19 protein-coding genes are annotated in these 22411 nt (G+C 51.6%); 9 read left to right on the top strand and 10 right to left on the bottom strand.

The annotated features are described in order from the left end of the window. Positions 1-5 precede the first annotated feature (5 nt). Positions 6-716 carry a 3-deoxy-D-manno-octulosonic acid kinase gene (locus G364_RS0107350; protein WP_019934500.1) on the top strand — a complete coding sequence of 237 codons (711 nt, stop codon included), beginning with the start codon at positions 6-8 and terminating at the stop codon, positions 714-716. On the opposite strand, the gene waaA is transcribed toward G364_RS0107350, so the two are convergent. From waaA to G364_RS17030, 3 genes are read right to left on the bottom strand one after another with little or no spacing between them, the layout of a single operon-like run. Beyond that, complete coding sequence (waaA, locus tag G364_RS0107345; RefSeq protein ID WP_019934499.1) at positions 701-1966, bottom strand: lipid IV(A) 3-deoxy-D-manno-octulosonic acid transferase; 1266 nt, start codon at positions 1964-1966, stop codon at positions 701-703. The two genes, G364_RS0107350 and waaA, sit on opposite strands and share 16 nt — an antisense overlap. A 2-nt stretch (positions 1967-1968) precedes the next feature. Continuing rightward, complete coding sequence (gene waaF / locus G364_RS0107340; RefSeq protein ID WP_026344761.1) at positions 1969-3000, bottom strand: lipopolysaccharide heptosyltransferase II; 1032 nt, start codon at positions 2998-3000, stop codon at positions 1969-1971. Positions 3001-3056: 56 nt separating this feature from the next. Then, positions 3057-4157, bottom strand: coding sequence for a glycosyltransferase (locus tag G364_RS17030; protein ID WP_083928706.1), 1101 nt, complete (start codon positions 4155-4157; stop codon positions 3057-3059). Between the two features lie 143 nt (positions 4158-4300). On the opposite strand from G364_RS17030, the gene G364_RS0107330 reads away from it, so the two are divergent. Together G364_RS0107330 and G364_RS0107325 are read left to right on the top strand one after the other, a co-directional pair. Next, a complete protein-coding gene (locus G364_RS0107330; protein ID WP_019934496.1) occupies positions 4301-5374 on the top strand; it encodes a glycosyltransferase in 1074 nt (357 codons plus the stop codon). Between the two features lie 6 nt (positions 5375-5380). Further along, complete coding sequence (locus G364_RS0107325; protein WP_156816471.1) at positions 5381-6079, top strand: RIO1 family regulatory kinase/ATPase domain-containing protein; 699 nt, start codon at positions 5381-5383, stop codon at positions 6077-6079. A 2-nt stretch (positions 6080-6081) separates the two neighbouring features. Here the strand turns inward: G364_RS0107325 and G364_RS0107320 are convergent, their stop codons facing one another. Both G364_RS0107320 and rfaD read right to left on the bottom strand, forming a co-directional pair. After that, positions 6082-7185, bottom strand: a complete 1104-nt coding sequence (locus G364_RS0107320) for a glycosyltransferase family 4 protein (protein WP_019934494.1) — start codon at positions 7183-7185, stop codon at positions 6082-6084. Between the two features lie 88 nt (positions 7186-7273). Then, positions 7274-8230: an ADP-glyceromanno-heptose 6-epimerase gene (gene rfaD / locus G364_RS0107315; protein ID WP_019934493.1), complete on the bottom strand. Its 957-nt coding sequence runs from the start codon at positions 8228-8230 to the stop codon at positions 7274-7276. A 288-nt stretch (positions 8231-8518) separates the two neighbouring features. Here rfaD and G364_RS0107310 point away from each other — a divergent pair, with 288 nt between their 5' ends. Beyond that, positions 8519-9709 (top strand): glycine C-acetyltransferase, encoded by a 1191-nt coding sequence (locus tag G364_RS0107310; RefSeq protein ID WP_019934492.1) that lies wholly within the window; start codon positions 8519-8521, stop codon positions 9707-9709. Between the two features lie 11 nt (positions 9710-9720). Further along, positions 9721-10746 carry an L-threonine 3-dehydrogenase gene (gene tdh / locus G364_RS0107305; RefSeq protein ID WP_019934491.1) on the top strand — a complete coding sequence of 342 codons (1026 nt, stop codon included), beginning with the start codon at positions 9721-9723 and terminating at the stop codon, positions 10744-10746. A 194-nt stretch (positions 10747-10940) separates the two neighbouring features. Here tdh and G364_RS0107300 read toward each other — a convergent pair whose 3' ends face one another. Both G364_RS0107300 and G364_RS0107295 read right to left on the bottom strand, forming a co-directional pair. Beyond that, positions 10941-11417, bottom strand: coding sequence for an Lrp/AsnC family transcriptional regulator (locus G364_RS0107300; protein WP_026344760.1), 477 nt, complete (start codon positions 11415-11417; stop codon positions 10941-10943). Positions 11418-11731: 314 nt separating this feature from the next. Continuing rightward, entirely contained in the window at positions 11732-14023 is a 2292-nt protein-coding gene (locus G364_RS0107295; RefSeq protein ID WP_019934489.1) for an FdhF/YdeP family oxidoreductase, read from the bottom strand. 142 nt (positions 14024-14165) lie between these two features. On the opposite strand from G364_RS0107295, the gene G364_RS0107290 reads away from it, so the two are divergent. Further along, the gene (locus G364_RS0107290) at positions 14166-15068 is read left to right on the top strand and encodes a LysR family transcriptional regulator (protein WP_019934488.1); all 903 of its coding nucleotides are present in this window, start codon (positions 14166-14168) and stop codon (positions 15066-15068) included. Between the two features lie 58 nt (positions 15069-15126). Then, complete coding sequence (locus G364_RS0107285) at positions 15127-17616, top strand: putative bifunctional diguanylate cyclase/phosphodiesterase (protein ID WP_019934487.1); 2490 nt, start codon at positions 15127-15129, stop codon at positions 17614-17616. Positions 17617-17674: 58 nt separating this feature from the next. On the opposite strand, the gene pckA is transcribed toward G364_RS0107285, so the two are convergent. The 3 genes from pckA to hslR all read right to left on the bottom strand — a co-directional run bounded on the left by pckA (position 17675) and on the right by hslR (position 20869). After that, positions 17675-19288 carry a phosphoenolpyruvate carboxykinase (ATP) gene (gene pckA / locus G364_RS0107280; protein ID WP_019934486.1) on the bottom strand — a complete coding sequence of 538 codons (1614 nt, stop codon included), beginning with the start codon at positions 19286-19288 and terminating at the stop codon, positions 17675-17677. A 303-nt stretch (positions 19289-19591) separates the two neighbouring features. Further along, the gene (hslO, locus tag G364_RS0107275) at positions 19592-20455 is read right to left on the bottom strand and encodes an Hsp33 family molecular chaperone HslO (protein ID WP_019934485.1); all 864 of its coding nucleotides are present in this window, start codon (positions 20453-20455) and stop codon (positions 19592-19594) included. A 21-nt stretch (positions 20456-20476) separates the two neighbouring features. Continuing rightward, on the bottom strand, positions 20477-20869 hold the full coding sequence (gene hslR / locus G364_RS0107270) for a ribosome-associated heat shock protein Hsp15 (protein WP_019934484.1): 393 nt from the start codon (positions 20867-20869) through the stop codon (positions 20477-20479). Positions 20870-21027: 158 nt separating this feature from the next. On the opposite strand from hslR, the gene nudE reads away from it, so the two are divergent. Beyond that, on the top strand, positions 21028-21585 hold the full coding sequence (gene nudE, locus G364_RS0107265; protein WP_019934483.1) for an ADP compounds hydrolase NudE: 558 nt from the start codon (positions 21028-21030) through the stop codon (positions 21583-21585). A gap of 2 nt (positions 21586-21587) precedes the next feature. Next, positions 21588-22400: a 3'(2'),5'-bisphosphate nucleotidase CysQ gene (cysQ, locus tag G364_RS0107260; protein ID WP_019934482.1), complete on the top strand. Its 813-nt coding sequence runs from the start codon at positions 21588-21590 to the stop codon at positions 22398-22400. The last annotated feature ends 11 nt before the right edge of the window (positions 22401-22411 follow it).

Raw genomic sequence — 22411 nt, 5'->3', positions numbered from 1 at the left:
TGGTAATGGAACGCATTGAGCATGGCTCCGAAATTATCTGGTACGATCCGGAATGTTTTGGTGATTTTCATCGTGATTTCTTTGAAATTGACTACTGGCGTGAACAAAACGCCATTCGTGGCAAGTCGGTAGGGCGCAACACCACCTGGTTTGTGGAAGATGAAGTGGGCCAAAAGGTGCTGCGCCATTACTATCGCGGCGGCATGATTGGCCGGGTAATGGAAGATACCTTTCTGCATGTGGCCGAGTCCAAAAGCCGGGCCATGGCGGAATTTACCGTGCTGGCCAAATTGCATCGCAAAGGGCTGCCGGTGCCGCAGCCCTGTGCTGCACGCATGATCCGCTCTAACTTTGTTTACCGTGCCGATATTATTCTTACCCGCATTGAAGGGGCGCAGGACTTGGTTGCCATTCTTAAAGAGCGGGAACTCAGTACAGAGCAGTGGCAGGGCATTGGTTATACCATCCGGCGCTTTCACAATGCCGGCTTGTATCATGCGGATCTTAACAGCCATAACATACTGCTGGATGATAATGACAAAAGCTGGCTGATTGATTTTGACAAATGCCATTTCCGCCAGCCCGGCAGCTGGGCCAAAGAAAATATGGAGCGGCTGCTGCGTTCATTCCGTAAAGAGCAGGGCCTGCACCAGGAGTTTCATTGGGACGAGCAGGACTGGAAAGCCCTGCTGAAGGGGTATTACAAGGGTATCTGAGCGCGGATAACAGACAGAGTGCGCGTCAGCGCACCCTGATTGGCTTTGACCACCTTCAGGGCTGCGTTACCCATGCTACTGCATTGTGGTTCATGCTCAAACAACTGAGCCAGTGCATTTGCCAGCTCCTGGCTGTCGCTCACGATACTGACGCCCTTTGCCTGTAACAGCTCGCGGGTAATATCACTGAAGTTAAAGGTAGAAGGGCCGGTCAGCACCGGCTTGCCCAGCGCTGCCGGCTCCAGCAAATTATGACCACCGCGCTCGATTAAGCTGCCGCCCACAAAAGCGATATCGGCGGCGGCCAGCATCATTGGCAATTCGCCCATGGTATCGCCCAGATAGACTTGAGGGTTTGTTTCCGGCATTTTCTGAGTGCGGCGATGCAGCCTGAAACCCTGCTGTTGCACCAGCGCAGCCACCTTTTCAAAGCGCTGCGGATGGCGGGGCACCAGTATCAACAGAGCATCAGGATGAGACTGCAGTAATGCTTGATGAGCACTCAGCAGCTGCTCGTCTTCTCCTTCATGGGTGGAAGCGGCAATCCATACCGGACGCTGTGCTCCCAGCTGTGCCCGCAGCATTTTGCCCTGTTCCCGCACATTATCGTCGTAGCTGATATCAAACTTGATGGAGCCGGTGGTGCTGAGCCTGTTTTGCGGCATGCCCAGTCCGGCAAAGCGATCGGCATCGGCCTGGTACTGGCAGGCAATGTGAGTGATGTTTTTCGACAAAAGCCGGAAAATACCATGAAAACGCCGGTATCTTGCAGCAGATCTCTCAGAAAGCCGTGCATTGAGCACCATGACCGGCAGTTTGTGTCTGCCGCAGGCGGTCAGCCAGTTGGGCCAAAGCTCGGTTTCCATAATCAGCAGTGCTCTGGGCTTTATTCGCCGTAAAAACAACGCCGCCGCCCAGGGGAAATCCAGCGGCGCATAGCGGTGTTCGATGAGATCACCCAGCTTTGCTGCCTGATCGGCACCGGTGCGAGTGGTAGTGGTCACCAGTATTGGCAATTCCGGGTGTTCAGCCTTAAGTTGCCGAATAAGCGGCGTAGCCGCGACCATTTCACCCACACTGACCGCATGCAGCCATACCGGCCGGTGGCAGCTGGCCGGTGCTACCAGCCCCAGATGTTCCGGCCAGCGCCGGCCAAAGCCTGGCTTGCCTTTCTTCGGCCAGTACAGCAACGCCAGCAGCAGCGGGCTGAACAGGTGAATAAGCAGGTTGTAGAGCAGGCGATAAAGCATGATTAATCGTCTTTAAGCTTGGCAAGGGCATCAATTACCCGCTGGGGTGGCAGCTCTTTCAGGCATTTTAAATGACCCAGCGGGCATTCCCGTTTAAAACAGGGCCGGCATTCAATATCCGTATGCACTACCGCTACTTTTTCTGCCAGTGGCGGCGTGTATTGGGGAGAAGTAGAGCCATACACGCCTACCAGTGGTCGCTGCAGGGCGGCTGCGATATGCATCAGGCCCGAGTCATTGGACACCACGGCAGTACTCAGCGCCATTAAATCGATGGCCTGATGCAGTGAGGTTTTACCGGCCAGTACATGACAATGCTGCTGAAGCTCGGGCGGCAGGCTGTGTTTGATGGCTTCTGCCACCGGCACATCTTTGGCTGAACCAAAAATCCACACTTGCCGGCCCTGCGCAATCTGCTGTTTGGCTACTTCAGCATAATATTGTTCCGGCCAGCGCTTGGCAGGACCAAATTCGGCACCGGGGCACAGGCTGAGTATTGGTCTGTCGATGCCCAGATCCAGCTCGTTGAGTGCCGCTTGCTGATTACGTTCATCTACGCTAAAAGCCGGCCAGGGCAGCTCAGGGATATCCTGATGGCTGTTCATTTGAGCTTTGGGATAGGCCAGAGCATTATAACGCTCCACCATCAGCGGAAAGTTCCGTTTATTGCTGCGCAGATCATTGAGCAGGCCGTAGCGGGACTCGCCCTTCCAGCCGGTGCGCTTTTTGATGCCGGCAAACAGCGGGATCAGCGCCGACTTGAGCGAATTAGGCTGAATAATGGCCCAGTCGTAGCCTTCTTTGGCAAGCGCTCGGCCAAGTCGAAAGCGCTCAGCCAGTTTAAAGTCGCCGTGCCCCAGAGGCATAACGATGGCCTTGTCGACCTCAGGCATACGTTCCAGCAGGGCGCAGCACCAGGCCGGTGCCATCACATGCAGCTCGGCCCCGGGATGCTGTTTTTTCAGGGTGATGTAAAGACTTTGGGACATCACCATGTCTCCGACCCAGGATGGGCCAATAACCAGAATTTTCATTTTTATCAACAATTTGTAGTTTTTTGAATTATTTCTTCACGATGTACTTTTATGCACTAATTATCAGTGTGCATCAACTCAAGATAGCGAGCAGTAACATGCTTTCTATCCAAGTGACTGACAACATCATCTGCAATGTAGGGTCTTAAGTCATTTACTTCACGGAGTTTTTTCGCAAACAGGTCAGGTTTATCCAGCGGTACCAGGTAATGACTAAGAGAGCCTGTTAATATTTCTTCGGGCCCGGTTGGGCAGTTTGTACTTATAACTGGTGTTTGACATGCAAGTGCTTCAACAATCACCAAAGGGAATCCCTCATAATCAGAGCTTAGTATGAGTGCCTGGGCGTTTTTCATGTAAGGATAAGGGTTGTTACGAGCACCTAACAAGAACACTCTTTCTGCTATATTGAGTCGCTTTGAGTGTTCAGTTATAAGCTGTTTTGCATCACCTTCTCCAATGATAACTAAAGGTGTTTTTATCTGACTGTCGGAGTAAGCCTGGAGTAACCTGTCAAAACGCTTTGAGCGCTGCTCAAGTCTACCAACAAAAAGAAAGTACTTTTCCGGAGTGTCGCTTATAGTTTCATTGCTTAGTGTTCTTATTTTTTCAATGTCAACAGGGTTGTGTATATGGATGATATTATCACCATTAACACCAAATTTTTTAATTAGTGATAATTTTACTCCAGATGATACTCCTATAATATTTTTATTGGAGTATAGATCTTTTACTTTATTCTTTTTAATATGCTTTGATAGCCCTTTTTTATTTCCAAGGAATGATAGTGAGGGGTTTGAGTGAATGCAATACCATGCATCTTTTTTTATTTTACTTCTGCTTACAACCTGGTGTGAGTAGTGCAGATGAGCAACAGTAAGATCTGGAGACAGCATACTATTTTTTTCAAGCCAGTTATCAAGAGCTTTTGCGTGCAAATTATATCGATGGTGTCGTTGCCACCATGTTGAGTGCTTAAATAAAACATGGTGTATTTGAATGCTATCCGGAAGTCTGTGAGATAAAATTTCATCACTTAGAATTACAATGGTTACCTTTATGCCTTGCTCATCTAAAGTTAGTGCAAGGTCACGAATGACAACTGGTGCTCCACCAGCATTCATATGATCTGTAACAAACAGTACATGTCGGGTCATGTGGGCTATCTCACTGAGCTATGCTAAGCAAGTATTTTAACATATCTACACACTGATAACATTAACGTTTTGTTGTCAGTTTTGTTTTCATATGTCATAATACAAAGTTAATTTTACTTTACATGGTTGAATTGAGGTCCCCTATGACGAGCTCTAAACGTTTTGCTTTCATAATATCAGATTTTTATGGAGGTGGAGCTCAAAAGGTATTGTTAAATACAGCTGAGGGGCTGAGGTTAAGAGGGAATGATGTAAAAGTTTTTACTCTCAGAGAGAGAGTCGAGCATCATATACCACCTGATTTGAATGTGGTTAATTTAGGTGTTATTAATAAGCTGACTAAAGCATTTTCTAATGTTTTTATAGAAAAGCTACAGGCCCTTTTTATAAAAAAGGAATTGGATAAGTACTGTCCGGATGTGGTTATTTCTTGTTCATGCGATAAGATAACTCGGCACCTGACAGGCTATAATATCTACTTTTGGGTTCACTCTAATAGCTTGGATAGCTCTCTTGATAAAAAGAAAGTTAAAAAAGAAATATCAAAAATTAGAAAGCATTACTTAGGGCGTAAAGTCATTGCCGTATCATCGGGTATAAAGGATGCTCTTGTTTTACGTGCAGGTTTAGAAGAGAACGATGTATCAGTAATATATAATCCATTTAATCAGAGTCTTATCAGAGAAAAAGCTAAAGAGTCTCTGTACGATCTATCTTTTGAAGAGTACTTTATTTTTATAGGGACGTTTGAGCGTAGAAAACGGCATGATAGGTTACTAAGTGCTTATCATAATAGCGGCGTGAAAACGCCGCTGGTTATATTGGGTAAAGGTAAGCCTGAAGAGGAAAAGTCCATAAAAAATCTGATAAAGAAATTAGGGCTTGATGATAGAGTTAAATTGATAGGCTATCATGAAAACCCTTACCCATTTATTAAGAAAGCCAAATCATTGATACTAACATCTGATCAAGAAGGCTTGCCAACAGTATTAATTGAAGCGCTCTTTCTGCATACACCTGTGATCAGTGTTGATTGTCCTAGTGGCCCAAGAGAGATATTAAAAGGCAATCTCAAAAAGTTTCTTGTTCCTTTAAACGATGAGTCAGCATTATCTGAAGCCATAAGAGAGATGGATGATAGTCCTTTGGAGATTAATGTTGATAATTACAGAGATTTTTCTGAAGATGCGGTTTTACCAAAGTTTGAAGAGTTATAAATAACCATGAGTAATATTTCTTATTGCAAAATATTTGACGAGTTCAGGTATTTAATGTTTTCCAGTTTGAATTATAGTGCACTAAATTTTATTTCTAATAGCAAAACAGAAAACTTTGAGCTGCTAGGGAGTAGTACTTTTTTTATATCTGAAAATGAGAAAGTGATAGGGAAAGTAAAGCCTGACAAATATAATATAAAAACGAATTTATTGAAGTGGTTTTTTCATGACTTTGTTGAAAAAAGAATTTTTTTTCAGACTGATGCAATTAAAGAGTATCGTAGCTTAAATATAATAAAAAAGGCAGGTTTAAAAACTCCTGAGTGCTATGGTTTTGGTGTGTCATTCAATCCGTTAAATAAAAATGGTTCTTTATTGCTAGTTGAATTCCTCAAGAATATCAGAGTCGGTGGTGAGGTGTTTGATGAGTTAAATGAGACATCCAGGCTCAAATTTCTTGATAAGTTTAGTGAAGAGGTTGCTATTCTAATTAAGCTTGGTTATGTACATAGGGATTTACATTATAATAATATACTTGTTGATTGTGATAATAATATTATATGGATTGACGCTCATGTCAAAAAGCTTCCTTCTAATAATAAAAAGAGAGCGTCAGCCATCTTAAAATCATTTGATGTAGAAAAGCTAAGGGGAGAAAAATACCGGAGCTATGTGGAGCTTAATGTACTAAAAAACATAATTTAAGCCTATATTTTTTTAATTAGCTCACCGAGATCGAAGAAATGTTTTTTATTTTCAAACATTGTTTGAGCTTTTCTTTTTCCGTTATCAGATAGTCTTTTTCTTTTGCCGTCATCAACATATAGTTCTTTTATCTTTAATGCAAGATCGGCAGAGTCTTCATTGTTAAAAAGTAGCCCTGTAAGATTGTCATCAATTATTTCAAGGGTGCCACCACTGTTGGCTGCTATAACAGCTACTCCACACTGCATGGCTTCAACAGTGACAAGTCCAAAAGTTTCCTGTTTAGATGCGGTTACCATAACATCACATGATTGCATAAACTTTTCAGGAGAATTAGTAAAGTCATGAAATAATACGTTATTTTCTATACCTAAAGATTTTGTCTTTTCTTTTAAATCCAATAGGTAGCTGTCGGCCATAGCATGACCAACGATGATGGCCTTGACAGGGATGTCTTCTTCCACTAATTTTTTGGTGGCTTCAATTAGTAAGTATTGTCCTTTGTCAGGAGTAATTCGACCAACAATCCCTACAATAAACTGTTCGTTTCCATGTGTATCATTTCTTAGTATAGCTCTTTCTGATCTTGTAATCGGTTCCACTATATCTGCGCCAGGATAGAGTACAGATGTCTCTGGAACAATATCTGATGGAATAAACTTTTTTATCTGTCTTTCCACTGCATTAGTTACACATATAATGTAGTTAATATTTTTGTATATAAATCTGTGTGCGGGATCATTTTTGAACCGCGTCATGGTCATATGACGACTTTGTATCAATTTAGGCTTTCTTTTTGATATTTTTTTCGCTAATACTGCAATCGGTAGATCATTGGTCCAATGGCAGTGGATGATGTCAATTTTATTTTTGTCAATTACTTTCGCAAGCTGATATGCGGTTATTAAAGAGAATTTATTTCCTCTTCTTAATTGGATTTTTTTAATACGTTTGCAGTTTAATCTCTCTGATAATCTACTTTTTTCTGAGACAACTGCCGTCACATCAAAGTTTTTAGCAAGATTTTCGCTACACTTTTGCATATATATTTCTAAACCACCCAAATCAGGGGATAAGCACAGTTCTAATAATTTTTTTTGGCTCATAAAATAGCTTCTTGATTAGAGTAATCTAAAACATATATTAGAGTGAAACCTGTTGGTTTTATTCAGGTTTCACTCCGAAAAAAGACGTTCAGTTTTTATTCAACCAGCTCATATACTCGGCCACGCCTTCGGCCACGGTTTTGAACTCGTGGGGGTAGCCGGCGGCGCGCAGCCTGGTGAGATCCGCTTCGGTAAAGCTCTGGTAACGACCTTTCAGATGGTCGGGGAAGGGAATGTATTCGATTTCACCCTTGCCGTGGTGTTTGATTACCGCCTCGGCCACGTTTTGGAAGGGTTCGGCGCGGCCGGTGCCGCAGTTGAAGATGCCGGACACGTCCGGGTTCTGCCAGAACCAGAGGTTGACCTTGCATACGTCGCCCACATAGATGAAGTCGCGCATCTGGCCGCCGTTGCCAAAGCCGTCGCAGCCTTCAAACAGCTTGGGGTTTTCTCCCTTGTGCAACTGAGTGTTGAGGTGAAAGGCCACGCTCGACATGCTGCCCTTGTGCTGCTCACGGGGGCCGTACACGTTGAAGTATTTGAGGCCTACTACCTGAGAGTTAATCTCGGGCATCAGGCGGCGCACATACTGATCGAACAGCTGCTTGGAATAGCCGTACACGTTGAGCGGCTGCTCGTATTGCGGCTCTTCAATGAAGTTGTCGTTGCGGCCGCCGTAGGTGGCGGCGGAAGAGGCATAAATAAACGGAATTTCCCGCTCCAGGCAGTAGTGCAGCAAATCCTTGGAGTACTCGTAGTTGTTCTCCATCATGAACTTGCCGTCCCACTCGGTAGTGGCGGAGCAGGCACCCTCGTGGAAGATCACTTCAATACCGCCCCATTCCTCGAACTCGTCGCCGGACACAATGCGGTGCAGAAACTCGTCCTTGTCGAGATAGTCGGCAATGGTCAGGTCAACCAGGTTGACGAACTTGGTGCCGTCGGTGAGGTCGTCGATCACCACCACGTCGGTGCGGCCTTGCTCATTCAGGGTTTTTACCAGGTTGCTGCCAATAAAGCCGGCACCGCCAGTTACAATGATCATGCTTGTTTGCCTCTTGCTGGCCGGAGTGGGTGTCCGGCAATTCGAAGAAATTTTGCCGCAAGTTTATCACGCCTGAGCTGCGAAAAACTAACAGTGGGCCTGTGTTACTATTTAGTTATCACTCACAGAGGCGGCAAAGGCGTTATCAGTGTGCCTCTGGTGCCTCCTTCCGGTGATCCCTTTCACAAATAGTGCTTTTGAGCAGGATAAGTTATGAGTATGCTACACGGAGGTAGTAAAATGGTCTGAGTTAAACCCAGATAGCCACATGGAAAACGGGAGTTTGTTATGTCGTCGGCATTTTATGCTTATTTAGCTGAGCAGCTGGAAAACATCAAGGCAGAAGGTCTCTACAAGCAGGAGCGGGTGATCAGTTCACCCCAGAGTGCTGCCATTCACGTGGGTGAGCAGGAGGTTATCAACTTCTGTGCCAACAACTATCTGGGTCTGGCTAACCATTCTGCCCTGGTTCAAGCCGCACAGCAGGGGCTGAACAGCCATGGTTTTGGCATGGCGTCGGTACGTTTTATCTGCGGCACTCAGGATCTGCACAAACAGCTGGAAAGCGAGTTGTCGTCTTTTCTCGGTATGGAAGACACCATTCTTTATACCTCCTGCTTTGATGCCAACGCTGGCCTGTTTGAAACTCTTCTTGGCCCGGAAGACGCCATTATTTCCGATGCGCTTAACCACGCTTCCATTATCGACGGTGTGCGTCTGTGCAAGGCCAAACGCTATCGCTACGCCAACAACAACATGGCCGAGCTGGAAAGCTGCCTGCAACAGGCCGAGGCCGATGGTGCCCGCTTCAAGCTGATTGCCACTGATGGTGTTTTCTCCATGGACGGCGTGATTGCCAACCTGAGCGCCATTTGCGATCTGGCCGACAAATATAATGCGCTGGTGATGGTGGACGACTCCCACGCTGTGGGTTTTGTGGGTGAACAGGGCCGGGGCACTCATGAGTTCTGTGGAGTGATGGACCGCGTCGATATTATTACCGGTACTCTTGGCAAGGCATTGGGTGGTGCCTCAGGCGGCTATACCTCGGGCAAAAAGGAAGTGATCGACTGGCTGCGCCAGCGTTCACGGCCTTATCTGTTTTCCAACTCGGTGGCACCGGCGATTGTAGCGGCCTCCATCAAGGTGCTGGAGATGCTGAAAAACGGTGACGATCTGCGGCAAAAAGTGAGAGAAAACAGCGCTTATTTCAGAGAGCAAATGACCGCTGCCGGCTTTACCCTGGCCGGCAAGGATCACGCCATTATTCCGGTAATGCTGGGCGATGCGGCGCTGGCTTCACAAATGGCCGACAAGCTGCTGGAAAAAGGTATTTACGTTATTGGCTTTTCCTTTCCGGTGGTGCCCAAAGGCCAGGCCCGTATTCGCACCCAGATGTCGGCGGCCCACACCCGCGAGCAGCTGGACAAGGCCATTGCGGCCTTTACCGACGTTGGCCGTGAACTGGGCGTGATTTGAGGAGAAAAAGCATGAAAGCACTGGCAAAACTGAAGGCCGAGCCCGGCATCTGGATGACCGATGTACCCGAGCCCGAGCTGGGTCATAACGATCTGCTGATCAAAATTCGTAAAACCGCCATCTGCGGCACCGATATTCATATCTACAACTGGGATGAATGGTCACAAAATACCATTCCGGTGCCCATGGTTACCGGCCACGAATATGTGGGCGAAGTGGTGGCCATTGGCCAGGAAGTGCGTGGCTTTGCTATTGGCGACAGAGTATCAGGCGAGGGGCACATTACCTGCGGCCATTGCCGCAACTGCCGTGCCGGTCGCACGCACCTGTGCCGTAATACTTCGGGCGTGGGTGTAAACCGTGACGGTGCCTTTGCGGAATATCTGGTTATTCCGGCTTTCAATGCCTTCAAACTGCCCGATGAAGTGTCTGACGATCTGGCCGCCATTTTCGACCCCTTTGGTAATGCGGTGCACACAGCGCTGTCGTTCGATCTGGTGGGTGAAGATGTGCTGATCACCGGTGCCGGCCCCATTGGTATTATGGCCGCTGCCGTAGCCCGCCATGTGGGTGCCCGCCATGTGGTGATCACCGATGTAAACGAATATCGCCTTGAGCTGGCCCGCAAGATGGGAGTAACCCGGGCGGTGAACGTGGCCACCGAAAAGCTGAGTGATGTGATGACCGAGCTGGGCATGACCGAAGGCTTTGATGTGGGCCTGGAAATGTCCGGTGTGCCGGTGGCGTTTCAGGATATGCTGGACAAGATGAATCATGGCGGCAAGGTGGCCATGCTGGGTATACCGCCGTCTGATATGGCCATTGACTGGACTCAGGTTATTTTTAAAGGTCTGGTGCTCAAGGGCATTTATGGCCGCGAGATGTTTGAAACCTGGTACAAAATGGCCAGCTTAATCCAGTCCGGCCTGGATCTCAGCCCCATCATCACTCACCATTTCAAGGTGGATGATTTCCAGCAGGGCTTTGACATTATGCGCTCCGGCCAGTCCGGCAAGGTAATCCTCGACTGGCAGTAAGCTTCAAGTTGTCTGATATGCCGCAATAAGTCGGCCAAAGGGTGCTATTTCTCGACACACTTCAAGCACTTCCCTGTGTCGCTCGGCAAATGCCATCCCTGGCATTTGATCGGTCGCGAAATAGCCCCCTTTAACCTCTTTGTATGCATACTCGTTGCCTGCAATTGTTTTACACCATTCCCTAGTCCCCGACTTCAAGCCAGATGATCCAGCGGCAGCGCTGTATCGTGCTTGATGCGCCTGAGCACAAAGCTGGAGCGTACGCCGGTCACTCCTTCCAGCCGGGTCAGCTTGCCCAGCAAAAACTGCTGATAATGCTCCATATCGCGCACTATTACCTTGAGCTGATAGTCGGCTTCTGTACCGGTGATCAGGTCACATTCCAGCACTTCAGGAAAGCCCAGCACGGCCGCATCAAAGGCCTCAAAACGCTCCGGCGTGTGCCGGTCGAGGGAGATATGAATATAGGCCTGCAGGGTCAGCCCCAGTTTGGCGGCGTTGAGCAGGGTGACATGATCGGCAATCAGGCCAGCGTCTTCCAGCGCCTTTACCCGGCGTGAGCAGGGCGAAGGCGATAATCCAACCCGCTCGGCCAGCTCCAGATTGCTGATGCGACCATGGCGTTGCATCAGGTCGAGAATGCGCCTGTCGGTGCGATCCAGTTGTATCAGTTTGCTCACATTCACACTCCATAACAACAACTATTCAATTAATAGTGTATATGGGGTGAATGATTGCGAAAAGGATGATTTTAAAGGGTGACTTCGCAACCACTCACTCACGGCTTGGGGTTACTATGTTTACACCTTAACGGGAACAGCAGGCCGGCATCACCGGACCCTGTCGCAAGCCGGATTATCAGTTCGGGGCGCACCACAAGCGCGGCACTTTAAACAGAAGGGCAACAGCGCAGAGAAACGAACCACAAGTTCGTAAAGGGCACAAAAAGCCAGCCACTCGGGGCTGGCTTTGGTGTTTCTTGTGCTCAGACAATTCGCTGGCTGGTCTGGCGACGGATCAATACTGCGATGGACTTAGAAGTGGGAGTGTGGCTGTCGTCACCGGTGCTGTGCAGGGGCACCAAAGGGTTGGTCTCCGGATAATAGGCAGCGACGTTGCCATCGGGAATATCATAGGCCACCACTTTAAAGCCGCCCACTCTGCGCTCGGCCCCGTCGTGCCAGAGGGAGATGATTTCCACCTCATCCCCTTCGTGCAGGCCACGCCGGCGCATTTCGTCCGTGTGCATAAACAGCACCATGCGCTGGCCATACACGCCACGATAGCGGTCATTCATGCCATAGATGGTGGTGTTGTACTGATCGTGGGAGCGCAGGGTCTGCAGCACAGATACCGGCTCGCCCTCAGCGCTGGCGGGCAGCAGCTGCTCGGGCAGCGCCTCTGCCGAGAAGTTGGCCTTGCCGCTGGCAGTTTGCCAGTGGTAGTCGGCGGCGCTGTTGCCCAGATAAAAGCCGCCGGGCTGCTGCAGCCGTTCATTAACATTCTCAAAGCCGGGAAGAGTAGCGGCAATATGCTCGCGAATGCGGTTATAGTCGTCGGCCAGGTCCAGCCAGTTAACCGGCTTATCGCCAAGGGTTGCCTGAGCCATGCCGGCGATAATGGCGGTTTCCGAGCGCTGGTGCGGGCTGTTGGGTTTGCCCACCCCCTGTGAGGCATGCACCATACTGAAGGAGTCTTCCACGGTAATAAACTGCGGCCCTCCGGCCTGCACATCCGCCTCGGTGCGGCCCAGGCAGGGTAAAATCAGCGCCTCACGGCCCGCCATTAAATGACTGCGGTTGAGCTTGGTGCTGATCTGCACGGTAAGATCACAATTGGCCAGCGCCTCGGCGGTCACATGAGTGTCGGGCGCAGCGGCGGCAATATTACCGCCCAGAGCAATAAACACTTTTGATTTACCGTCCAGCATGGCCTGAATGGCGGCCACGGCATTATGGCCGGGCTGGCGGGGCATGGGCGTCTTGAAGTGGGCTTCAAGCCTGTCAATAAACTCACTGGCAGGCTGTTCATTAATGCCCACGGTGCGGTTGCCCTGCACATTGCTGTGGCCACGCACCGGACACAGGCCGGCACCGGGTTTGCCAAGCTGGCCCCGCAGCAGCTGCAGATTGGTGATTTCGCGAATAGTGGCCACCGAGTGCTTGTGCTGAGTAATGCCCATGGCCCAGGTGCAGATCACCCGCCCGGCGCTGGCGTACACTTTGGCTGCCTGCTCTATCTCATTTCGACTCAGCCCCGATTGCTGCTCTATTTGTTGCCAGGGGGTGGCGGCCACGATGGCGATGTAGTCTTCCAGGCCTTGCGTGTGCTCGGCAATAAATGCCCGATCCAGCAGGCCGGGCTCATTACGCCTTGTCGCCTCGGCATCCCACTCCAGCAACAGCTTCACCATGCCCCGCACCAGTGCCATGTCGCCGCCCAGACGCGGGCACAGATACAGGCTGGAGATGGTCGAATCTTTAGTGGTGAGCATTTCTGCCGGGCTTTGCGGATCGGCAAAGCGCTCCAGACCCCGTTCTTTCAGGTTGTTCACACTGACAATGGCGGCTCCCCGGCGGGACGCATTGCGCAGGCTGTGCAGCATGCGCGGATGATTGGTGCCCGGATTCTGACCAAACACAAAAATGGCATCGGCCCGGTCAAAGTCCTGCAGGGTGACAGTGCCCTTGCCCACGCCAATGGCGCGGCTCAGCGCCACACCGCTGGCTTCGTGGCACAGGTTGGAGCAGTCGGGAAAGTTATTGGTGCCAACACTGCGGCCAAACAGCTGATAGAGATAGGCGGCTTCGTTGCTGGCGCGGCCGGAAGTGTACAGCTCCAGCTGATCCGGGTGTTCCAGCCGGTTCAGGTGTTGGCTGATCAGGGCAAAGGCGTCGTGCCAGGAAATGGGTTCATAGTGGTCGGTTTCCCGGTTCAGATACATGGGCTGCTCAATGCGGCCCTGATACTCCAGAAAATAGTCACTTTGCTGGCGCAACTGGCTTACCGGGTGCTGCCGAAAAAATGCCGGCGTGACTTGGTGGCGGGTGGCCTCCCAGCTGATGGCCTTGGCCCCGTTTTCACAAAAGGAAAAATGCTTGCCCTGCTCATCCCCCCAGGCGCAGCCCGGGCAGTCAAAGCCCTTCACCTGATTAGCCCGCAGCAGGTTGCGAATGTTGGCAGCGGGCTTTTTACTGCCCAGTACAAAGCGGGTAGTGGAAGCCAGGGCACCCCAGCCACCGGCTGCTCCCTGATAAGGTTTGATCTTTTTACTCATCACGGCTGTCCGAATAACGAATATGTTCTCAGTGTAGGGAGCGGGCTTTTGTCTTTCTAATTGAAAGGCTTGATACTGCAATAGAAAAAATTGATTACAGATAGACTTTTCAATTTTAAATTGTGATGAAAGGCGCGGTCTGATGGACATTAAACAATTGCATTATTTATGTGCGCTGGCGGAGCACCGGCACTTTGGCCGGGCCGCTCAGGCCTGCTGTGTCACTCAGCCAACCCTGTCGATGCGGTTGCGCCAGCTGGAGCAGGATCTGGGTGTGGCACTGGTGCGCCGTGGCAAACAGTTTGAAGGTTTTACGCCCGAAGGGGAGATGGTACTGGCCCGGGCGCGCGTGTTATTGGGTCAGTATCAGAACCTGCGGCTGGAAGTTGACGCCATGAAGGGGCGGCTTACGGGCACGGTGCGTCTGGGGCTGGTGCCGCTGAGCTGCATGGACTTGAGCCCGGTGCTGGCGCGAATGCGGCAGCAGCATGAGGGTGTCAGCTTTGAAATGAATGATATGACCGCCGACGACATACTGGCCGGTCTGGAGCAAAATACCCTGGATATTGGCGGTGGTTTCTTTGAGCCCGAGGTGCTGAGCCGTTTTCGTAGCCTGGCTCTGCCCGAGCAGGGTGTGGTGCTGGCTTATGGCGCGGGCTGGGGTGAACGGCTGCCGAGCCAGCTCACGCCCCGCAGTCTGACAGGGCTGCCGTTGTGCTTGCCCAAAACCGGTATGTACTTTCGCCATTATCTGGATACCCGGTTCGGGCAGGCAGGGGTGCCGCTGCAGCCGGTGCTGACCTCCAATTCTGTATACCGGCTGATGCGCTGGGTGCATGCAGGGCTGGGCTGCGCTTTGGTGCCAGCGGGCAGCGTGCTGTTCAGTGAGCTGCCCGGGGTGCAATGCCGGCCTCTCGCGCTGCCTGCCATGTCGCGGCTTGGCGCATTGGTGATGGGCAGTGATGGCCGGGCCAGCCTGCTCGCCAAAGGGTTTTTTGAGGTGGCTGCTGAGCTGTGGCAGCGGCCTGAGTCGCGCGTATTCTGAGCACATGCTCTATGCTTGAACGTTAGCTAATGCCGAAAACGATCAGGACAGCCATTACATGCGAGCGCAGAATAAAAAGGAAGCTATCTTCGGCAAGGCAGCCGATGCGCACAACACTGATATCTGGCTTCACTTGTGTAAAAGTGCGGCTGACAGTGCGGGGGCCAGCCGGGCCTGCTTTGTCTTTTTTCTGCACGGCGGAAGTGCAGTTGCGGATGTGATGGGTGATGGCTTCAGAGGCTGGCAGGATCAGCATTACCTTGCAGTCTGGCAACAAGGGGTTTTTTATACCCCGCTGAGTGCAAGTCAGCTGCCCGAGAGTATCACCAGACTTTACTCGGCAGTGCCTCTGAGTCGCAAGCAGGTGTGCGGGCTCTTGCTGCTGGAGTTTGATAAGCCGGTGCCGGAGCTGAATACACAGGCACGAAACCAGCTTGCCCTGCTGGCTGAGCATGGTGCTCTGCTATGGCGGGAGCAGGAACTGGATATCAGACAACATGATCTGAACCTGACATCCGGACGTTTGCTTAACCGGCTGAAAGTGCTGTTTCTGCACGCGCCCATTTTGATCAACGGCTTTAATACTCAGGGCTGCTGTATTTTGTGGAATCAGGAGTGTGAACGGGTCTTTGGCTGGAGCTTTGCTGAGCTTGAGCAGCACCCTGATCCCATTAGTCTGTTTTATCCTGATCCTAAAGAACAGCAGCAGCTGTGGCATACCTTCAGGGAAGTGCATGGCTCAGAGTTCAGAGAATGGCATCCGTTGAACCGGCAGGGACAGCGGCTGACAACACTCTGGGCCAACATTATGCTGCCCAACGGTGACATGATAGCTGTGGGTCACGACATTACCGAGCAGCGCGCTTTTGAAGTACAACAGCAACTGGCAGCCAGTGTTTTTGAAGCCAGTTACGATGGCATTATGCTGACGGATGCCGATAACCGGGTAATTAAAGTCAATCCTTCCTTTACCCGTATTACCGGTTATACAGCGGAGCAGGTCACCGGCCGGGTCTCAACCCTGTTCGAACATCAGTGTGAAGAAAGGCCGGCCCCGCCCGGGAACACCCAGGATCCGGCTCACTGGCAGGGCGAGTGTGTGATTTGTCATCGCGATGGTACCGAGCGCAACCTGTTACTGTCCAAGTCTGTGATTAAAGATGCACAGGATGTGGTGCAAAACCATGTGTTTTTGCTTACTGATATCAGTCATATCAAGCAGCATGAGGCGGAGCTGAGGCAGCAGGCGCTTTACGACTCGTTGACCCGCATTCCCAACCGGCAGTTGTTCAGTGAGTTACTTGAGCGTGCCATGGCCGCGGCCCAGCGTAACAGCACCATGGTAGCCGTGTGTTATCTGGATCTGGATGGATTCAAACAGATAAACGACACCCTGGGTCACGCTGCCGGCGACAGGTTACTGGTAGAAGTGGCTGAGCGAATGACCTTGCTGGTGCGAAGCTGTGATGCGGTGGCCAGGCTTGGCGGAGACGAATTTGCGCTGATGATCACCGGCCTGCACCATGCGCTGGAATGTACGGATATTCTTGAGCGAATGTTATCCGCCGTTAATGAACCTTTTCATCTGCATGGCCATCAGGTACGGGTGTCTGCCAGCATTGGCATTGCGGTTTATCCTGAAGACGCCAGTCACAGTGAACACTTGCTCGGCCATGCTGATAAGGCCATGTATGAGGCAAAAAAGCAGGGTAAGGGGCGTTATGTGTTTTTTGAGCCAATGCTGCACCTTGAAGATCAACAACGGCACCGGCTTTATGCCGAGTTGCTGCATGCGCTCAGAAATAATGAATTTTTGCTGCACTACCAGCCTAAAATCGATTTGTTCAGCCGCACCATGACCGGGCTTGAAGCGCTGCTGCGCTGGCAGCATCCTGCGCGAGGGCTGCTGACACCGGCAGAGTTTTTACCGGCCGTGCTTGATAGTGATCTGGAGTTTGAACTGGGCCAGTGGGTGATCCGTCACTTGTTAGAGCAAATGACATTATGGCAGCAGGCCGGCCGCGATTATCAGGCCAGCTTTAATGCCAGTGCCGGACAGCTGCTGCATCCGGATTTCTGCAGCAATCTGGAGCACCTGCTGAACCTGTATGCCGCTGTGCCGCCGCAGCGACTTGAGCTTGAGTTTCAGGAGGGGGCGGTGCGCAATGATCTGCCGGCGCTGTCTGCGGTGCTGAACCATTGCCGGCGTTTGGGGCTGACGATTTCTCTTGATAATTTTGGTGCCGAGCATGCGTCACTGGTCAGCCTGAATCGTTTACCAGTAGATGTGATCAAGATAGACAGACGCTTTATTACTGACTTATTAACCAATCCCACCGATGTCAGCATGGTAGAAGGGGTGGTGCAGCTTGCTGCTGCACTGCAAATGCTGGTGGTGGCCGAGGGGATGGAAGCCCCAGAGCTGGGCACCCGGCTGCAGCAGCTGGGCTGCCACTATGTGCAGGGCTATGGTATTTCTCATCCTATGCCGGCCGGAGCCATTGATGAATGGCTGGCGGAGTGGAATCAGCACAGGCCGTTGCAGTAATAAAAAACCCCGGCAAGTGCCGGGGTCTCATTATTATCTTACTTGTGTGGCCGCAGGTTTACAGCTGCGGGCCGGCGGCCACCAGGGCTTTGCCTTCGTCGGTGTCGGTGAACTTCTCGAAGTTGTTCACAAAGCGCTGAGCCAGATCCTGTGCCTTGGCGTCCCATTCGGCCGGGTCGGCATAGGTGTTGCGCGGATCCAGAATAGACACGTCTTCCACGCCGGCCAGGCTGGTGGGAATAGCCACATTGAAGTAGGGCAGCTCAACAAACTCGCTGTTTTCAATGGAGCCGTCGAGAATGGCATTGATGATGGCGCGGGTGGCCTTGATGGAAATCCGCTTGCCGGTGCCGTTCCAGCCGGTATTCACCAGATAGGCTTCAGCACCGACAGCGTCCATACGCTTGGCCAGTACTTCAGCATACTGAGTGGGATGCAGGCTCAGGAAGGCAGCACCAAAACAGCTGGAGAAAGTAGGAGTCGGCTCGGTAATGCCACGCTCGGTACCGGCCAGTTTGGCGGTGAAACCCGACAGGAAGTGGTACTGAGCCTGGCTGCGGGTCAGCTTGGCTACCGGCGGCAGTACGCCAAAGGCGTCGGCAGTCAGGAAAATCACTTTCTTGGCATGACCCGCCTTGGATACCGGCTTGACGATATTGTCGATGTGGTAAATGGGATAAGAGACACGAGTGTTTTCGGTCTTGGAACCATCGTCAAAGTCAACGGTGCCGTCTTCACGGACAGTCACGTTTTCCAGCAGCGCATCGCGGCGAATGGCGGCGTAGATTTCCGGCTCGTTTTCCTTGCTCAGCTTGATGGTCTTGGCATAGCAGCCACCTTCAAAGTTGAACACACCGTCGTCGTCCCAGCCGTGCTCATCGTCGCCAATCAGCTGACGGTTGGGATCGGTAGACAGGGTGGTTTTACCGGTGCCGGACAGACCAAAGAAGATGGCCACATCGCCGTCTTTGCCCACGTTGGCAGAGCAGTGCATGGAGGCAATGCCTTTCAGCGGCAGCAGGTAGTTCATCATGGAGAACATGCCTTTTTTCATTTCGCCGCCGTACCAGGTGCCGCCAATCAGCTGCACGCGTTCGGTCAGGTTAAAGGCAACAAAGTTCTCGCTGTTAAGACCCTGCTCTTTCCAGTTGGGGTTAGTGCATTTGGCACCGTTCATGACCACAAAGTCAGGCTCGAAGTTTTCCAGCTCGGCGTCACTCGGGCGAATGAACATGTTTTTTACAAAGTGCGCCTGCCAGGCCACTTCAGTAATAAAACGCACGGCCAGGCGGGTATCGGCGTTGGCACCACAGAAAGTATCAACAACAAACAGGCGCTTGCCGGACAGCTGAGTAGTCACCAGCCCCTTGAGCTGCTCCCAGGTTTCCTGCGTCATGGGTTTGTTGTCGTTCTTGCCCTGATCAGCCCACCATACGGTGTCACGGGTGACGTCGTCGCGAACAATGTATTTGTCCTTGGGAGAGCGACCGGTAAAAATGCCGGTATCTACGGCCACGGCACCCAGGCTGGTTTCCACGCCTTTTTCATAGCCTTCCAGGTCGGCACGGGTTTCTTCTGCAAACAGTTGCTCGTAGGAAGGGTTATACAGTACATCGGTAACGTCATTGATACCGTAGCGGGATAAGCCGAGTTGTTGCGCCTTGGGCGTCATTGTTCACTCCTGGATTTGGTACAGAGGGGTTACTTGGTTATTTTGAATTTTTTGAAATGCGAGTTTATCAAGAATTCAGTGTCAAATAGGGGATCTGGTTCAAAATTTATAATTTTGCGACACGAATTAAGAGGATGTAAGTGAAATTTAAGTTTATTATGCTGAGTTTATGTTAATTTACTGTGCCATTATTTTGTTTATTAATGAGTAAATAGCGTAACTTGAGCAGAGAGCGTAAGGCAAACGTTAAAAAATAAACACGGGCCGGCAATGGCCGGCCCGAATAATTCGATGCTATTTTGTTCAGTGCAGTGTCTGGCTGAACAGCGTCTGCACATCGCTGCCATCAAACTGATAATGATGGCCGCAATAGTCGCAGTGCATTTCAATTTTGCCTTTTTCTTCAATCAGCTCCATGGCTTCCTGCTGGCCTACCTGCAGCAGGGCCTGCTCGCACTTTTCTTTTGAGCAGGTGCACTGAAAACTGACCGGCTGCGGATCAAATACGCGCACTGCCTCCTGATGATAGAGCCGGTACAGTACTTCCTGTGCGTCCAGCTGCAGCAGCTCTTCTGCCTTTACCGTGCCGGTCAGTGCCTCCAGATGTTCAAAATCCTGCTGTTGTCCTTCCGCTTCGCTGGGCAGCGACTGCAGCAGCATGCCGGCAGCGGCCTGATGATCGCCCTGCAGGCCGGTAAACAGCCAGATGCGGGTGGCCAGCTGCTCCGACTGAGCAAAGTAGTTCTCCAGGCTGGCGGCCAGTGAGTTTTCGTTCAGCTCGACTATGCCCTGATAACGTTCGCCGTTTTCCGGGGTAATGGTAATGGCGATATAGCCGGTGCCCACCAGATCGGCCAGCCGCTCACTGTCGGGCACTGTGCCCTGCCAGCGGGCCACACCGCGCATTTGCTGGTGATGGTTACCGTTAATTACCGCCAGGCTGACCGGGCCGTCACCCTGCAGCTGCACTGTGATATGGCCTTCAAACTTGAGCGTGGCGGTCAGCAGGCTGGTCGCGGTCAGCAGCTCGCCCAGCAGCCGCTGCACCGGCACCGGATAGGCCTGGCCGGAAAGCACCTGCTGAAAACTTTGCTGCAGCTGCACCAGCTCGCCGCGCACCTGATAATGGTCGAACAGATAACGATGAAGTTGGTCGGGTTTGTTCATCAAAATAGATCCTGTCTGGGCTCAGTGGCCCTGCTTGATTTTGAGCAGGGTGCGTCTTTCTTTTTTGTCGGGCCTGCGCTCCGGGCTTGGGGCAAACTGACTGTTGAGCTTGCGTGCCCTGGCATTATGCTCTCGTTGCGCCAGGCTGGCTTCGGTTTCACGGTACAGCTGCTGGGCCAGCTCTGCCTTGCCGCGCTTGTCTGACAACGCCTGTACGATCACTTCCCGTTCATCGTGGCCCTGACGCAGCCGGATGGTGGCACCGGTTTCCACCTGTTTGCCGGGCTTGGTGCGCTGGCCGTTGTAGTGCACCTTGCCGCCATCGATCATGTCTCGGGCCAGACTGCGGGTTTTGTAAAAGCGCGCGGCCCACAGCCACTTGTCCAGCCGCACGATATCCGTTTTTGCGTTCATGGTGGTTGCCCCGGTCAAAATCGAATATGTAATTATATCAGATGACCCCCTTTGGCATACAAGACAGGACCAATTCACATTTTGTGATCAATCTGCGGCAGACGTTGGCGGTCAGTTGCGATAACCTCATACAAGGGCGATTTTAAACGGGGCCGGCCATGACCGACGACAAACAGAAGCCAACCATTTTGCATACCGAGCTGGTGGCAGAAAGCCGCCTTTTTCGGGTTGAATCTGTGCACCTTCGTTTCAGTAACGGCGTTGAGCGCATTTATGAAAGAATGCGCGGCGGCGGACGCGGTGCCGTTATGCTGGTGCCCATGCTGGATGACAACACCATTTTACTGATTCGGGAGTACTCTGCCGGGACGCACAGTTATGAACTGGGTTTTCCCAAAGGGCTGATCGACCCCGGAGAAACGGCTCTGGAAGCCGGCAACCGGGAGCTGATGGAAGAAGTGGGCTACGGTGCCCGCACCCTGATACCACTCAAGCAGGTAAGTCTTGCCCCCGGCTATTTTGGCAGCCGTATGGATATTGTGCTGGCCCGGGACTTGTATCCCGAGCAGCGTGAAGGTGATGAGCCGGAGCCGCTGGAAGTCGTTCCCTGGCCTCTGGAACGGCTGGGTGAGCTGATGGCCCGGCCTGACTTTTCGGAAGCCCGCAGCATCTGTGGTCTGTTTTTGTTACAGGACTGGCTTAACAAAGAGGAATAAGCATGGATACCTGTGCCCTGCTACCGGGTGTAAAGGCGGCAGCCCGAGAATCCGGCAGATTAATTCTGTCTATGTATAACAGTGGCCGTTACATCGCTGAAAATAAAGACGACGACAGTCCGGTAACCAGTGCCGATCTGGCGGCTCATGATTATCTGAACCGTGCCTTGCGGGAGCTGGCGGATATTCCGGTGCTGTCGGAAGAGGGCGGAGATATTCCGCTGGCAGAGCGCAATGCCTGGCCCCGTTACTGGCTGGTGGATCCGCTGGACGGCACACAGGAGTTTATTGCCGGCAGTGGTGATTTTTCTACCATGATCGCTCTGGTTGAGCACGGCAGGCCGGTACTGGGGGTGGTGTTCGGGCCTGTGCATGATGTGATGTATTACGCGGTACGGGGGCAGGGTGCCTTTAAAGAAGCCGGCGGCGAAATACGCCAGATTCATGCCCGCCATTACCGGACACAGGTGAACAGCCTTTGTATTACCATCAGCCGGCGGCAAAATGTGGAGTGGGTGCGCTCCCGCCTGACCGATAAGCTGGATTACCGGCTGGTGCCACTGGGCTCCAGTTCGCTCAAATCCTGTCTGGTGGCGGAAGGAAAAGCCGATTTGTATATGCGCATCGGCCCCACCGGTGAATGGGACACAGGGGCTACGCAATGCATAGTGGAAGAAGCCGGCGGCCGTATTCTGGACCTGGGGCTGGAAAAGCTCAGTTATAACCAGCGCGACAGCATGATTAACCCGAACTTTATTACCCTCGGGGATGAAAGCCTGCCCTGGCAGGAGATATTAAAGCCTGAAGCGAACTGAAAGCTGTCAGC

Origin of the sequence: Oceanimonas smirnovii ATCC BAA-899, assembly GCF_000381965.1 — a bacterium.
GTDB lineage: Bacteria > Pseudomonadota > Gammaproteobacteria > Enterobacterales > Aeromonadaceae > Oceanimonas > Oceanimonas smirnovii.
The sequence above is the reverse complement of the archived record's forward strand: the minus strand, read 5'-3'. Positions and strand labels throughout refer to the sequence as shown.